Source organism: Silanimonas sp. (assembly GCF_027530345.1).
Taxonomy (GTDB): Bacteria; Pseudomonadota; Gammaproteobacteria; order Xanthomonadales; family Xanthomonadaceae; genus Silanimonas.
This window is the reverse complement of sequence record NZ_JAPZQK010000061.1, coordinates 1-12,634: the sequence shown is the minus strand read 5'-3', so window position 1 is coordinate 12,634 and position 12,634 is coordinate 1. Positions and strand designations below refer to the sequence as shown.

25 protein-coding genes and 1 pseudogene are annotated in these 12,634 nt (G+C 64.3%); all 26 read right to left on the bottom strand.

Features of this window, described 5'->3' with window-relative positions; translation table 11 throughout:
* Positions 1 to 16: 16 nt before the first annotated feature.
* Entirely contained in the window at positions 17 to 646 is a 630-nt protein-coding gene (gene rpsD / locus O9255_RS15040; RefSeq protein ID WP_297867678.1) for a 30S ribosomal protein S4, read from the bottom strand.
* A gap of 18 nt (positions 647 to 664) precedes the next feature.
* Positions 665 to 1,060 carry a 30S ribosomal protein S11 gene (gene rpsK / locus O9255_RS15035; protein ID WP_294064754.1) on the bottom strand — a complete coding sequence of 132 codons (396 nt, stop codon included), beginning with the start codon at positions 1,058 to 1,060 and terminating at the stop codon, positions 665 to 667.
* A 12-nt stretch (positions 1,061 to 1,072) separates the two neighbouring features.
* Complete coding sequence (rpsM, locus tag O9255_RS15030; RefSeq protein ID WP_297867677.1) at positions 1,073 to 1,429, bottom strand: 30S ribosomal protein S13; 357 nt, start codon at positions 1,427 to 1,429, stop codon at positions 1,073 to 1,075.
* A gap of 210 nt (positions 1,430 to 1,639) precedes the next feature.
* A complete protein-coding gene (gene secY / locus O9255_RS15025) occupies positions 1,640 to 3,016 on the bottom strand; it encodes a preprotein translocase subunit SecY (protein ID WP_297867708.1) in 1,377 nt (458 codons plus the stop codon).
* A 25-nt stretch (positions 3,017 to 3,041) separates the two neighbouring features.
* Positions 3,042 to 3,476, bottom strand: a complete 435-nt coding sequence (gene rplO, locus O9255_RS15020; RefSeq protein WP_297867676.1) for a 50S ribosomal protein L15 — start codon at positions 3,474 to 3,476, stop codon at positions 3,042 to 3,044.
* A gap of 10 nt (positions 3,477 to 3,486) precedes the next feature.
* Complete coding sequence (gene rpmD / locus O9255_RS15015; RefSeq protein WP_297867675.1) at positions 3,487 to 3,669, bottom strand: 50S ribosomal protein L30; 183 nt, start codon at positions 3,667 to 3,669, stop codon at positions 3,487 to 3,489.
* Positions 3,662 to 4,189: a 30S ribosomal protein S5 gene (rpsE, locus tag O9255_RS15010; protein WP_297867674.1), complete on the bottom strand. Its 528-nt coding sequence runs from the start codon at positions 4,187 to 4,189 to the stop codon at positions 3,662 to 3,664. The genes rpmD and rpsE overlap by 8 nt, the downstream gene beginning before the upstream one ends.
* Before the next feature lie 95 nt (positions 4,190 to 4,284).
* Positions 4,285 to 4,638, bottom strand: a complete 354-nt coding sequence (gene rplR, locus O9255_RS15005; protein WP_297867673.1) for a 50S ribosomal protein L18 — start codon at positions 4,636 to 4,638, stop codon at positions 4,285 to 4,287.
* A 30-nt stretch (positions 4,639 to 4,668) separates the two neighbouring features.
* The gene (rplF, locus tag O9255_RS15000; protein WP_297867672.1) at positions 4,669 to 5,196 is read right to left on the bottom strand and encodes a 50S ribosomal protein L6; all 528 of its coding nucleotides are present in this window, start codon (positions 5,194 to 5,196) and stop codon (positions 4,669 to 4,671) included.
* 16 nt (positions 5,197 to 5,212) lie between these two features.
* Positions 5,213 to 5,608: a 30S ribosomal protein S8 gene (gene rpsH / locus O9255_RS14995; RefSeq protein ID WP_297867671.1), complete on the bottom strand. Its 396-nt coding sequence runs from the start codon at positions 5,606 to 5,608 to the stop codon at positions 5,213 to 5,215.
* Between the two features lie 117 nt (positions 5,609 to 5,725).
* Complete coding sequence (rpsN, locus tag O9255_RS14990; RefSeq protein ID WP_297867670.1) at positions 5,726 to 6,031, bottom strand: 30S ribosomal protein S14; 306 nt, start codon at positions 6,029 to 6,031, stop codon at positions 5,726 to 5,728.
* A 16-nt stretch (positions 6,032 to 6,047) separates the two neighbouring features.
* A complete protein-coding gene (rplE, locus tag O9255_RS14985) occupies positions 6,048 to 6,590 on the bottom strand; it encodes a 50S ribosomal protein L5 (RefSeq protein ID WP_297867669.1) in 543 nt (180 codons plus the stop codon).
* 11 nt (positions 6,591 to 6,601) lie between these two features.
* Entirely contained in the window at positions 6,602 to 6,916 is a 315-nt protein-coding gene (gene rplX, locus O9255_RS14980) for a 50S ribosomal protein L24 (RefSeq protein WP_297867668.1), read from the bottom strand.
* A gap of 15 nt (positions 6,917 to 6,931) precedes the next feature.
* Entirely contained in the window at positions 6,932 to 7,300 is a 369-nt protein-coding gene (gene rplN, locus O9255_RS14975) for a 50S ribosomal protein L14 (protein WP_294064773.1), read from the bottom strand.
* Between the two features lie 14 nt (positions 7,301 to 7,314).
* Positions 7,315 to 7,578 (bottom strand): 30S ribosomal protein S17, encoded by a 264-nt coding sequence (rpsQ, locus tag O9255_RS14970; protein WP_297867667.1) that lies wholly within the window; start codon positions 7,576 to 7,578, stop codon positions 7,315 to 7,317.
* Between the two features lie 10 nt (positions 7,579 to 7,588).
* Positions 7,589 to 7,774: a 50S ribosomal protein L29 gene (gene rpmC, locus O9255_RS14965; RefSeq protein WP_297867666.1), complete on the bottom strand. Its 186-nt coding sequence runs from the start codon at positions 7,772 to 7,774 to the stop codon at positions 7,589 to 7,591.
* Entirely contained in the window at positions 7,774 to 8,187 is a 414-nt protein-coding gene (gene rplP, locus O9255_RS14960; protein WP_297867665.1) for a 50S ribosomal protein L16, read from the bottom strand. The genes rpmC and rplP overlap by 1 nt, the downstream gene beginning before the upstream one ends.
* Before the next feature lie 11 nt (positions 8,188 to 8,198).
* Positions 8,199 to 8,894, bottom strand: a complete 696-nt coding sequence (gene rpsC, locus O9255_RS14955; RefSeq protein ID WP_297867664.1) for a 30S ribosomal protein S3 — start codon at positions 8,892 to 8,894, stop codon at positions 8,199 to 8,201.
* 10 nt (positions 8,895 to 8,904) lie between these two features.
* Positions 8,905 to 9,246 (bottom strand): 50S ribosomal protein L22, encoded by a 342-nt coding sequence (rplV, locus tag O9255_RS14950; RefSeq protein ID WP_297867663.1) that lies wholly within the window; start codon positions 9,244 to 9,246, stop codon positions 8,905 to 8,907.
* 10 nt (positions 9,247 to 9,256) lie between these two features.
* Positions 9,257 to 9,532, bottom strand: coding sequence for a 30S ribosomal protein S19 (rpsS, locus tag O9255_RS14945; protein ID WP_297867662.1), 276 nt, complete (start codon positions 9,530 to 9,532; stop codon positions 9,257 to 9,259).
* A gap of 6 nt (positions 9,533 to 9,538) precedes the next feature.
* Entirely contained in the window at positions 9,539 to 10,366 is an 828-nt protein-coding gene (gene rplB, locus O9255_RS14940) for a 50S ribosomal protein L2 (RefSeq protein ID WP_297867661.1), read from the bottom strand.
* Positions 10,367 to 10,378: 12 nt separating this feature from the next.
* Positions 10,379 to 10,672 carry a 50S ribosomal protein L23 gene (rplW, locus tag O9255_RS14935; protein WP_297867660.1) on the bottom strand — a complete coding sequence of 98 codons (294 nt, stop codon included), beginning with the start codon at positions 10,670 to 10,672 and terminating at the stop codon, positions 10,379 to 10,381.
* Positions 10,669 to 11,271 carry a 50S ribosomal protein L4 gene (gene rplD, locus O9255_RS14930; protein WP_297867659.1) on the bottom strand — a complete coding sequence of 201 codons (603 nt, stop codon included), beginning with the start codon at positions 11,269 to 11,271 and terminating at the stop codon, positions 10,669 to 10,671. The genes rplW and rplD overlap by 4 nt, the downstream gene beginning before the upstream one ends.
* A 10-nt stretch (positions 11,272 to 11,281) precedes the next feature.
* Entirely contained in the window at positions 11,282 to 11,926 is a 645-nt protein-coding gene (gene rplC / locus O9255_RS14925) for a 50S ribosomal protein L3 (protein ID WP_297867658.1), read from the bottom strand.
* 11 nt (positions 11,927 to 11,937) lie between these two features.
* Positions 11,938 to 12,249 carry a 30S ribosomal protein S10 gene (gene rpsJ / locus O9255_RS14920; protein ID WP_028771346.1) on the bottom strand — a complete coding sequence of 104 codons (312 nt, stop codon included), beginning with the start codon at positions 12,247 to 12,249 and terminating at the stop codon, positions 11,938 to 11,940.
* A 244-nt stretch (positions 12,250 to 12,493) separates the two neighbouring features.
* A pseudogene (locus tag O9255_RS14915) lies at positions 12,494 to 12,634 on the bottom strand (elongation factor Tu); the annotation flags it as partial.

Sequence of the window (12,634 nt, the reverse complement as noted above, 5' to 3'; positions counted from 1 at the left end):
GGCGTTCTCCGGAGAATTACTTCGAGTACAGCTCGACGATCAGCGCTTCGTTGATGTCGGCCGGCAGGTCGGCGCGATCAGGCACAGCCTTGAAGGTGCCGGAGAACTTGTTGGCGTCGACCGTGCACCACGACGGCACGAGGTCCATCTGCTGCGACTGGGCCACGGCTTCCTTGACGCGCAGCTGGGCAGCCGCTTTCTCGGTGAGCGTGATCTGGTCGCCGACGCGGACCTGGTACGACGGCAGGTTCACCGACTTGCCGTTGACCAGCACGCCACGGTGCGAGACCAGCTGGCGGGCCTGCGGACGGGTGACGGCGAAGCCCATGCGGTAGACGACATTGTCGAGACGCTGCTCAAGCATCTGCAGCAGGTTCTCGCCGGTGTTGCCCTTCCGGTTGGCGGCCTTCTTGTAGTAGTTGCGGAACTGGCGCTCCAGCAGGCCGTAGATACGCTTGACCTTCTGCTTCTCGCGAAGCTGGGTGGCGTAATCCGACAGCTTGCCCTTCTTGGCGACGGGGCCGTGCACGCCGGGCTTCTGCTCGAGCTTGCACTTGCTGTCCAGCGCGCGGGCCGGGGACTTGAGGCTGAGGTCGGCGCCTTCGCGGCGCGCGAGCTTACAGGTGGGACCGATATAACGAGCCATGTGATTTTCCCCTTGCCCTTAGACGCGACGCTTCTTGGGCGGACGGCAGCCGTTGTGCGGAATCGGCGTGACGTCGATGATGTTCGTGACCTTGTAGCCGACGTTGTTCAACGCGCGGACGGCCGATTCGCGACCCGGACCCGGGCCCTTCACGTGCACTTCGAGCGTCTTCAGGCCGTAGTCGAGCGCAGCCTTGCCGGCCTTCTCGGCGGCAACCTGCGCCGCGAACGGCGTCGACTTACGCGAGCCGCGGAAGCCAGCGCCACCCGAGGTGGCCCAGCTCAGGGTGTTGCCCTGGCGGTCGGTGATCGTGATGATCGTATTGTTGAAGGAAGCCTGCACGTGCGCCACACCATCGGTGACGACGCGCTTGATCTTCTTCTTGGTCTTGCTGGCAGCTGCCGGCTTATTCATTTGGGCTGATCCTTACTTCTTGATCGCCTTGCGCGGACCCTTGCGGGTACGGGCATTCGTGCGGGTGCGCTGGCCGCGGAGCGGCAGGCCACGACGGTGACGGACGCCGCGGTAGCAACCGAGGTCCATCAGGCGCTTGATCGACATGCCGACTTCGCGACGCAGGTCGCCTTCGACGGTGTACTTGCCGATCTCGGCGCGGAGGCGCTCGATTTCCGGCTCGGACAGTTCACGGATCTTGCTGTGCGGGTTCACACCCGCGGCCGTGCAGACCAGGCGCGAGCGCGTACGCCCGATCCCGAAAATGCTCTGAAGGCCCACCCAGACATGCTTCTGGACAGGCAGGTTCACACCCGCAATACGCGCCATGACGCGATCTCCACTGGTTTTGTCGCCGACTAGCGGCGCAAGGAATCGAAAAGTTTACACTGGCTCGGGGTTCAAATGAAGCCCGCCCCCTGAACAGGGGCGAACCCGGCATGGGGAGTGTGCCCATGCTCCGGCGACAAACCGGGGTTGGCGACAAGGCCCGAAGGCCCCCTCGCCGCCCGCGCTACTCTTGCGCGGGCCCGCCTCGATTCATCCGCGCGCCAAGCCGCCGCGCGGACCGCCCTTCAAATTGGCCTTCTTCAGAAGGCTGTCGTACTGGTGCGAATAGAGGTGCGCCTGGACCTGCGCCGTGAAGTCCATGACCACCACGACGACGATCAGCAATGACGTGCCGCCGAAATAGAACGGGACCTGCCACGTCGCGCGGAGCACTTCCGGCAACAGGCAAACCGCGACCAGATAGAGCGCGCCGATCATGGTCAAGCGGGTCAGCACGCCATCGATGTACTCGCCAGTCGCGCGGCCCGGACGGATGCCCGGAACGAGCGCGCCCGACTTCTTGAGGTTGTCGGCGGTTTCCTGGCTGTTGAACACCAGCGCCGTGTAGAAGAACGCGAAGCCGATGATCAGGCCAGCGAACAGGAGCATGTGGAGCGGCTCGTTCGGCGCCAGCGCCGTCGCGACCTTCTGCAAGGCGAGCGTGACCTGGGCCTGCCAGCCCGCATCGGTCGCCGCGGCCGCGGCTTCCGCCGCGCCGGCGCCACCCGTCCACGCCGTGATGGTGGCCGGCAGCATGATGAGGCTCGAAGCAAAGATCGGCGGGATGACGCCGGCCATGTTCAGCTTCAGCGGAAGGTGCGAGCTCTGGTTGTTGTAGCCCTGGCGCGCGCCCTGCTTGCGGGCGTAATGCACGGTGATCCGGCGCTGGCCGCGCTCCATGAACACCACGAAGTAGACGACGCCCAGCACAAGCACGGCGATCACGAGAATGGCCGGCCAGCTGATCTCGCCGGCGTTCACCTGGCGCATGGTGTCGATCAGCGCGCCCGGAAGGCCCGCGACGATACCCGCGAAGATGATCAGCGAAATGCCGTTGCCGATGCCGCGCTCGGTGATCTGCTCACCCAGCCACATGAGGAACATGGTGCCGGCCGTCAGCGAAACCACCGCCGTGAAGACGAAACCCATGCCCGGGCTGTAGACGACTGGCTGGCCGCCAGCAGCCGCCGAGCCCTGAAGGGCCGTGGCAATGCTGCCCGCCTGCACGATCGCGAGGAAGACCGCACCGTAACGCGAGTACTGGGTCAGCTTGCGACGGCCCGACTCGCCTTCCTTCTTCAGCGCCTTCCACGGCTCGTAAACCTGCCCGAGCAGCTGGACGATGATGGAAGCGGAGATGTAGGGGATGACGTTCAGCGCGAAGATGCTGAAACGCGACAGGGCGCCACCGGAGAACATGTTGAACATGTCCACGATGCCGCCCTGGTTTTCGAACAGGGCCAACATGGCTTCCGGGTTGACGCCCGGGACGGGAATGAAGCTCCCGACCCGGAAGACGATCAACGCAAGAAGCACGAACAGCAGGCGGTCCTTCAGTTCCTTGAACTTACCGAGTCCGCCCATCATCGTCGCCGCGTTCGAGGCCAAGCGATTACTCCACCGAGCCGCCGGCGGCTTCGATCGCCGCCTTCGCACCCGCCGTCACCAGCAGGCCCTTGATGGTGAGCTTCTTGGTCAGATCACCCTTCTTGACGACCTTCACCTTCTTGGCGTCGGCCGAGACCAGCTTGGCGGCGCGCAGGACGACGATGTCGATAACGTCCGCGTCGAGCATGGCCAGCTGGTACAGCAGGACCTCGGCCGACTCGTGCGACATCTTGGAGCGGAAACCGATCTTCGGCAGACGGCGCTGCATCGGCATCTGACCGCCTTCGAAGCCCGGCTTGATCTTGCCCTTGCCGGCGCGAGCGAACGAACCCTTGTGGCCGCGGCCGCAGGTCTTGCCGAGGCCCGAACCGATGCCGCGACCAACGCGGGTGCGCTCCTTGCGGGCGCCTTCGGCGTGAGTGATGGTGTTGAGACGCATGGGATTCTCCTTAAGCCTCGACGCGGACGAGGTAGTGGAGCTGATTGATCAGGCCGCGGACCTGCGGCGAATCGATCAACTCACGGACGTCGTTGAGCTTGTTCAGGCCGAGCGCACGCACCGAGAGGCGGTGGCGCTGCTGGGTGCCACGGAGGCCGCGCACCAGGCGGACCTTGACGGTCTTGTTAGCCATGGAGGATCTCCTCGAGCTTCTTGCCACGCTTGGCCGCGATCTTGGCCGGCGAGTGCATCATCGACAGACCGCGCACGGTGGCACGGACCAGATTGATCGGGTTACGCGAACCGGTGGCCTTCGCCAGCACGTTCTTGACGCCGACCGCCTCCAGCACGGCGCGCATGGCGCCGCCGGCGATCACGCCCGTACCTTCCGACGCCGGCTGCATGTAGACCGCCGCCGCGCCATGGTTGGCCTTGACGGGGTGCCACAGGGTGCCGTCGTTCAGGTCGACGTTGACCATCGCCTTGCGGGCGTATTCCATCGACTTCTGGATGGCAACCGGGACTTCCTTCGCCTTGCCGTAGCCGAAGCCGATCTTGCCGGCGCCGTCGCCGACGACCGTCAGCGCGGTGAAGGTGAACTGGCGACCGCCCTTGACGGTCTTGCTGACGCGGTTGACCGCGATCAGCTTTTCGATCATGCCGTCGTCTGCGCCTTCGCGGTCGCGACGATCGCGGCTTTCATTGCTGCTCATGATGGACTCTCGTAATGAGGGAATTTACGGCTTTGCGCCGCTTATAGTTGTTTGAGGCGCGGAATCCACCCCGCGCCTGGGTGCATCGATGACGCTTAGAACTGCAGGCCGCCTTCGCGGGCCGCATCGGCGAGCGCCTTGATGCGGCCGTGGTAGCGGTAGCCCGAACGATCGAACGCGACGGCCTCGATGCCGGCAGCCTTCGCCTTTGCGGCGATGGCGGCACCGACCTTGGCGGCGGCTTCAAGGTTCTTGCTGCCCTTCAGGCCCGACTTGACGTCGGCTTCAAGGGTCGAAGCAGCCGCGAGGACCTTCGAGCCATCGGCCGTGAAGATCTGCGCGTAGAGGTGCTGACCGGTGCGCAGGACCGACAGGCGGGCGATGCCCAGCGTGCGGATGTGCAGGCGCGTCGACTTGGCGCGACGCAGGCGGGCGATTTTCTTTTCCATGACTGGATACCTTCTGGAAGCTGAAGACCCTTAGGCCTTCTTGGCTTCCTTGATGATGACGTTCTCGCCCGAGTAACGGACGCCCTTGCCCTTGTACGGTTCCGGCGAGCGGAACGCGCGGATCTTGGCCGCGACCTGGCCCACCAGCTGCGCATCGGCGCCGGCGATCAGGATCTCCGTCTGCGTCGGCGTGGTGATGGTGATGCCTTCCGGGGTGATGAACACGACCGGGTGCGAGAAACCGAGCGACAGGCTCAGGTCCTTGCCCTGCATCGCGGCACGGTAACCGACGCCGACGAGCTCCAGCTTGCGCTGGAAGCCTTCGGAAACGCCCTTCACCATGTTCGAAAGGATGGCGCGCGCGGTGCCGGCCATCGGGATGGCGTCGGCGTTCGCCGCAACCATCGTGACCACACCATTCTCGTTCTTCAGGTCCACGCCCTGCGGCTTGGCCAGGGTCAGGGTGCCCTTCGGGCCCTTGACGCTGAACTGCGCGGCGGTGGAGGTGATTTCAACACCCTTCGGGAGGGCGATCGGCTTCTTGGCGACGCGGGACATGGTCAGTTCTCCTGCATCAAGCCACGAGGCACAGGACTTCGCCGCCCACGCCCTGCTGGCGTGCGTCGCGGTCGGTCATGATGCCCTTGGACGTCGAGATGATCGACACACCGAGGCCGCCGAGGACCTTCGGGAGCGCGTCCTTGCCGCGGTACTGGCGAAGACCCGAACGCGAGAAGCGCTCAAGGCGCTCGATGACCGGCTTGCCTTCGAAGTACTTCAGAACGATTTCGAGTTCCGGCTTCTTGGCGTCGCCAGCCTGGCGCACGTCGAGGATGTAGCCTTCGGCCTTGAGGACGTTGGCAAGGGACAGCTTGATCTTGGACGACGGCATTTTCACCGTGGCCTTGCGGACAGCCAGCGCGTTCTTGATGCGCACCAGCATGTCGGCGATGGGATCAGTCATGCTCATGGAGAGTTCCTTATGAGTAGCACCGATATCCGCTTTCGCGAACAGGTTCAGTGGAAAAACCCGGCCGTCTCCGGCCGGGTGGGTTCAGCAAGCCGCCTAGGATAGCAGCTTTTTGTCTTACCAGCTCGCCTTGCGGAGGCCGGGGACGTCGCCACGCATGGTGGCTTCGCGGAGCTTGTTGCGGCCGAGGCCGAACTTGCGGTAGACGCCACGCGAACGACCCGACAGGGCGCAGCGGTTGCGCTGGCGGCACTCCGAGGAGTCGCGCGGCAGCTTCGCGAGCTTGTTGACGGCGTCGATCTTCTCCTCGTAGCCGGTCGCCGGGTTGGCGATCAGCTTCTTGAGCTCGGCGCGCTTGGCGGCGTAACGCTTGGCAAGCTTCTCGCGCTTGACCTCGCGGTTCACCATGCTGGTCTTGGCCATGATTGGATCCTAAAGGTCAGTTGCGGAACGGGAAATTGAAGGCGGCGAGCAGGGCCTTGGCCTCGGCGTCGGTCTTCGCGGTCGTGGTGATCGCGATGTCCATGCCGCGCAGGGCGTCGACCTGGTCGAAGTTGATCTCCGGGAAGATGATCTGCTCCTTCAGGCCCATGTTGTAGTTGCCACGGCCGTCGAACGCACGACCCGACACGCCGCGGAAGTCGCGGACGCGCGGCAGGGCGACGCTGATCAGGCGGTCGAGGAACTCATACATCTTGGCGCGACGCAGGGTCACCTTGGTGCCGATCGGCCAGCCTTCGCGGATCTTGAAGCTGGCGACCGAGACGCGGGCCTTGGTCGTCACCGGCTTCTGGCCGGTGATCGTGGCCAGGTCGGCCACGGCGTTCTCGAGGATCTTCTTGTTGCCGACCGCCTCGCCCACGCCCATGTTCAGCGTGATCTTGGTGATCTTCGGCACCTGCATCGGATTGGTGTAGCCGAACTCTTTCATGAGCTTCGGCACCACGGTGTCCTTGTAGATTTTTTCAAGCCGGGTGTTCATCGGGGCATTCCTCAGGCGTCGATCGCCTCACCGCTCGAGCGGAACACACGCACTTTGCGTCCATCCTCGAGCACCTTGAAGCCAACGCGGTCGCCCTTGCCCGTTGCCGGGTTGAACAGCATCACGTTGGAGATATGGATCGGGGCTTCGCGCTCGACGATGCCGCCGGCCTGGCCGGCCTGCGGGTTCGCCTTGGTGTGGCGCTTCACCACGTTGATGTTGGCGACGATGACGCGATCACCGGCAACGCGGGTGATTTCGCCCTTCTTGCCCTTGTCCTTGCCGGTGATGACGACGATCTGGTCGCCCTTGCGGATACGGTTCATGGTTTCGTCTCCGGCTTACAGCACTTCAGGCGCCAGGGACACGATCTTCATGAACTTCTCGTTGCGGAGTTCACGGGTCACGGGTCCGAAGATGCGGGTGCCGATCGGCTCTTCTTTGTTATTCAGCAGCACGGCGGCGTTCGCGTCGAAGCGGATCAGCGAGCCATCGGCACGGCGCACGCCCTTGCGGGTGCGCACGACGACGGCGTTGTAGACCTCGCCCTTCTTGACCTTGCCGCGCGGGATCGCGTCCTTCACGGTGACCTTGATGATGTCGCCGATGTGGGCATAGCGGCGCTTGGAACCTCCAAGCACCTTGATGCACATCAGTTCCTTGGCACCGGAGTTGTCGGCGACTTCGAGGTAGCTCTGCGTCTGGATCATGGCTCAGGCTCCTCTTACTCGGCCGACTTCGAGACGATCTCGACGACGCGCCAGTTCTTGGTCTTCGACATCGGGGCGCATTCGGTCACGCGGACGACGTCGCCTTCGTTGCAGGCATTGGCTTCGTCGTGGGCGTGCAGCTTCGTCGAACGGCGGATGTACTTGCCGTACAGCGGGTGCTTGACCTGGCGCTCGACCAGGATCGTGACCGTCTTGTTCATCTTGTTGCTGACGACACGGCCTTCGACCGTGCGCAGCGGGGTGGCGTTATCGCTCATGGCCTATCCCTTAGTTCTTCTGGGTCAGCAGCGTGTTGACGCGCGCGATTTCGCGGCGGACACGGCTGATCTCGTGGGTCTTCGCCAGCTGGTTCGTCGTCTTCTGCATGCGCAGAGAGAACTGCTCCTTGCGGAGCTCCAGCAGGTGGGCCTTCAGCTCTTCGGCCGACTTCTGACGCAGTTCCTGGAGTTCCATTAGCGCACCGTCCGGGTCACGAAAGTGGTCTTGACGGAGAGCTTGGCGGCGGCGAGGCGCATCGCTTCGCGGGCCTGGTCCTCCGGGATGCCTTCCATCTCGTAGAGCATCCGGCCGGGCTGGATCTGGGCGACCCAGTACTCGACGTTACCCTTACCGGCGCCCATTCGGACTTCGATCGGCTTCTGGGTGATCGGCTTGTCCGGGAACACGCGGATCCAGAGCTTGCCGCCGCGCTTGACGTAGCGGCTGATCGTACGGCGGGCCGATTCGATCTGGCGGGCCGTGAGGCGGCCGTGTTCGGTAGCCTTCAGACCGTACTCGCCGAAGCTGACGGCATTGGCCGACCAGCTCAGGCCCTCGTTACGGCCCTTGAACTGCTTGCGATATTTAGTTCGCTTGGGTTGCAACATGGCTCGTTACCTCACTTGGCCTGACCACGCGACGGACGTTCCGCGCGCTCTTCGGTCTTTTCCTGGCCGACTTGCGAGAAGTCGAAGATTTCGCCCTTGTAGACCCACGTCTTGACGCCGATGACGCCAAACGTGGTGCGGGCTTCGGCGAAGCCGTAGTCAACGTCGGCGCGCAGCGTGTGAAGCGGCACGCGACCTTCGCGGTACCACTCCGAACGCGCGATCTCGGCGCCATTCAGGCGGCCGGCGACGTTGACCTTGATGCCGAGCGCGCCGAGGCGCATCGCATTGCTCACGGCGCGCTTCATGGCGCGGCGGAACATGATGCGGCGCTCCAGCTGCTGGGCGATCGACTCGGCGACCAGCTGGGCATCGAGTTCCGGCTTGCGGACTTCGGAGACATTGATGTGCGCCGGGACGCCCATGATGTCCGAAACCTGCTTGCGCAGCTTCTCGATGTCCTCGCCGCGCTTGCCGATCACGACGCCCGGGCGGGCGGTGTGGATCGTCACGCGCGCCGACTTGCTCGGACGCTCGATCAGGATCTTGGAGATGCCGGCCTGCGCCAGCTTCTCACGAAGCATCTGGCGAACCTTCAGGTCGGCGGCGAGGTAGCCGGCGAATTCCTTCTTGTTCGCGTACCACTTGGAGTTCCAGTCTTTGGCGATGCCAAGACGGATACCGGTCGGATGAACTTTGTGACCCATAATCTCGTCCTTACGCCTTCTTGCCGGAGCCCACGACCACAGTGATGTGGCTGGTGCGCTTGAGGATGCGGGTACCACGACCCTTGGCGCGGGCGCCAAAGCGCTTCAGCACCGGGCCCTCGTCGATCATGATCGTGGCGACCTTCAGTTCGTCGACATCGGCGCCGAGGTTGTTCTCGGCGTTCGAAGCTGCCGAGTAGACGACCTTGCGGATGATGCCGGCGGCCTTCTTGTCGCTGAACTTCAGCAGGTCGAGGGCACGGGCCACGGGCAGGCCGCGCACCTGGTCAGCGACCAGGCGGGCCTTCTGCGGGGAGATGCGCGTCGAGCGCAGGATGGCTTTCGCTTCCATGGTCATCTCCTTACTTGCCCGACTTCTTGTCGCCGCCGTGACCCTTGAAGGTCCGGGTCAGCGCGAATTCGCCGAGCTTGTGGCCGATCATGTTCTCGTTGACCAGGACCGGGATGTGCGCCTTGCCGTTGTGCACGGCAATGGTCAGGCCGATCATTTCCGGCAGGATCATCGAACGACGCGACCAGGTCTTGATCGGCTTCTTGCTGTTGGCCGCTGAAGCGACTTCCACCTTCTTGGCGAGGTGGTGGTCGACGAACGGGCCCTTCTTGAGTGAACGTGGCATGGCCGATTAACCCCTACGATCGCGCACGATGAACTTGTCGGTGCGCTTGTTCTTACGCGTCTTGTAACCCTTCGACGGCTGGCCCCAGGGGCTGACCGGATGCGGGTTGCCCTGACCGGCCTTCGCCTCACCACCGCCGTGCGGATGGTCGACCGGGTTCATCGCGGCGCCGCGGACGGTCGGCTTGATGCCGCGCCAGCGGGAGGCACCGGCCTTGCCCAGCTTCTCGAGGTTGTGCTCGGTGTTACCCACCTCGCCGATCGTGGCGCGGCAGTCGACCGGCACCTTGCGCATTTCGCCGGAGCGGAGGCGCAGGGTGGCGTAGCCGTGTTCGCGACCGATCAGCTGGACGCCAGCCCCGGCGGCGCGCGCCAGCTGGGCGCCCTTGCCCGGCTTCATCTCGACGCAGTGCACGGTGGCACCGATCGGCATGTTGAGCAGGGGCAGCGTGTTGCCGACCTTGATCGGCGCGTCCTTGCCGGAGATCAGCTGGTCGCCGACCTGCAGGCCCTTCGGCGCGATGATGTAGCGGCGCTCGCCGTCCGCGTAGCACAGGAGCGCGATGTGCGCCGTGCGGTTCGGATCGTACTCGAGGCGCTCGACGCGGGAGGCGATGCCTTCCTTGTCACGCTTGAAGTCGATGATGCGGTAATGCTGCTTGTGGCCACCGCCGATGTGGCGGGTGGTGATGCGGCCGTGGTTGTTACGGCCACCGGTCTTGCCCTTCTTCTCGACGAGGGCCGCGAACGGCGCGCCCTTGTGGAGGTCCGGGTTGACGACCTTGACCATGGCGCGGCGGCCAGGCGAGGTCGGCTTGAAAGTCATGACTGCCATGGGTCTTTATCCTCAGGCCTTGGCGGTGACGTCGAGCGTCTGGCCTTCGGCCAAACGGACATACGCCTTGCGCTTGTCGGAGCGACGGCCAGCACGCTGGCGGAACGCCTTCGACTTGCCCTTGATGTTCGCGACGTTCACCGCGAGCACCTTAACGTTGAACAGGTGCTCGATCGCCGCCTTGACGTCAGCCTTGGTCGCCGTCTTGGCGACTTCGAAGACGTACTGGTTGCTCTCGGCGAGACGGGCGGTCTTTTCCGACACCTTCGGGGCGCGGAGGACCGAAAACAGGCTCTCGTTGATCATGCCAGCCACTCCTCGATCAGCTTGACGGCCTCGGCGGTGATGACGACCGAGTCGGCACCGACCAGCGACACCGGGTCCAGACCCTGAACGTCGCGCACTTCCACGTACGGGATGTTGCGCGCGGCCAGGTACAGGTTCTCGCTCGCCTGCTCCGACACGATCAGCGTGCGGGTACCGACCTTCATGTCGGCCAGCTTGGCAACGAGGCCCTGCGTCTTGGGCGCGTCGACGTCGAAGCCCTCGACGACCATCAGGCGACCCTGGCGAGCGAGCTCGGACAGGATCACGGCCATGGCGCCGCGGTACATCTTCTTGTTGACCTTCTGCGCGAAGCTGCGCGGCTTGGCCGCGAAGGTCACGCCGCCGCCCACGAAGATCGGAGCGCGGTAGTCGCCGTGACGAGCGCCGCCGCCCTTCTGCTTCTTGAACTTCTTGGTCGTGCCGCGGACTTCCGAACGCGTCAGCTGCGCCTTGGTGCCCGCGCGACCGGCGTTGCGGTAGGCAACGACGACCTGGTGCACGAGGTCCTGGTTGAATTCACGGCCGAAGACGGCGTCGTTGACCGACAGCGCCTTGCCGTTGATGACGGAAAGTTCCATCGTCTACTCCTTAACCCTTGCTGGCCGGACGGACGACCACGTCGCCACCCGGCGCACCGGGAACGGCGCCACGGATCGCGATGAGGCCGCGCTCGACGTCGACCTTGACGACTTCGAGATTCTGGACACTGAGAACCTCGGCGCCCATGTGGCCCGACATCTTCTTACCGGGGAACACGCGACCCGGCGTCTGGCGCTGGCCGATCGAGCCCGGCGAGCGGTGCGAGAGCGAGTTACCGTGGGTGGCGTCACCCATGGTGAAGTTCCAGCGCTTGATCGTGCCCTGGAAGCCCTTGCCCTTCGTCACGCCCTGCACGTCGACCATCTGGCCGACAGCAAAGACGTCCGCCTTGATCTCGGCGCCCACTTCGTAGGCACCCAGGTCCTTGGCTTCGACGCGGAACTCCCAAAGGCCACGACCCGGAGCGACCTTCGCCTTGGCGAAGTGGCCACCTTCCGGCTTGTTCACCAGCGAGGCGCGCTTGTCGCCCGCGGTGACCTGCACGGCGGTGTAGCCGTCGGTCTCGACGGTCTTGATCTGGGTGACGCGGTTGGGGGTGGCTTCGATCAGGGTGACCGGGATGGACGCGCCATCCGCAGTGAAAACCCGGCTCATGCCTGCCTTACGCCCAACGATACCGATGCTGTGCTTCATGATCGTGTACCTCAGGCCAGCTTGATCTGCACGTCCACGCCAGCGGCGAGTTCGAGCTTCATCAGGGCGTCGACGGTCTTGTCGTTGGGATCAACGATGTCCAGGACGCGCTTGTGGGTGCGGGTCTCGTACTGGTCACGCGCGTCTTTGTCGACGTGCGGAGAAACGAGGACGGTATAACGTTCGATCTTCGTCGGCAGCGGGATCGGGCCGCGCACTTGCGCGCCGGTCCGCTTGGCCGTTTCGACGATCTCGCTCGCGGAACGATCGATCAGTCGGTGATCGAACGCCTTCAAGCGAATACGGATTTTCTGGTCCGCCATGGCCGGTTTCCTGAGTTAAAGAGCGACGGGCCGCACGCGTCTGGCGCGAACCCCAAAAAAACATCGACAGAACCACGGGGCTCTGCCGAGACGGGAGAGTATAGAGGGGATGGCAAGCCGCCGTCAACAACGGCGGCTTAACGATCCACGCTTCCCTGTCCGGCGAAGACGAAGCCCATCCTTGGACCTCTTTTCGCTTGGTGCCCCGCCCGGCGTCTGCCAGGCGGGGAGATGCCACCAGGTATTACTTGATGATCTTGGCCACGACGCCGGCGCCGACGGTGCGGCCGCCTTCGCGGATCGCGAAGCGCAGGCCTTCGTCCATCGCGACGGGGGCGATCAGCGTCACCACCATCTTGATGTTGTCGCCCGGCATCACCATCTC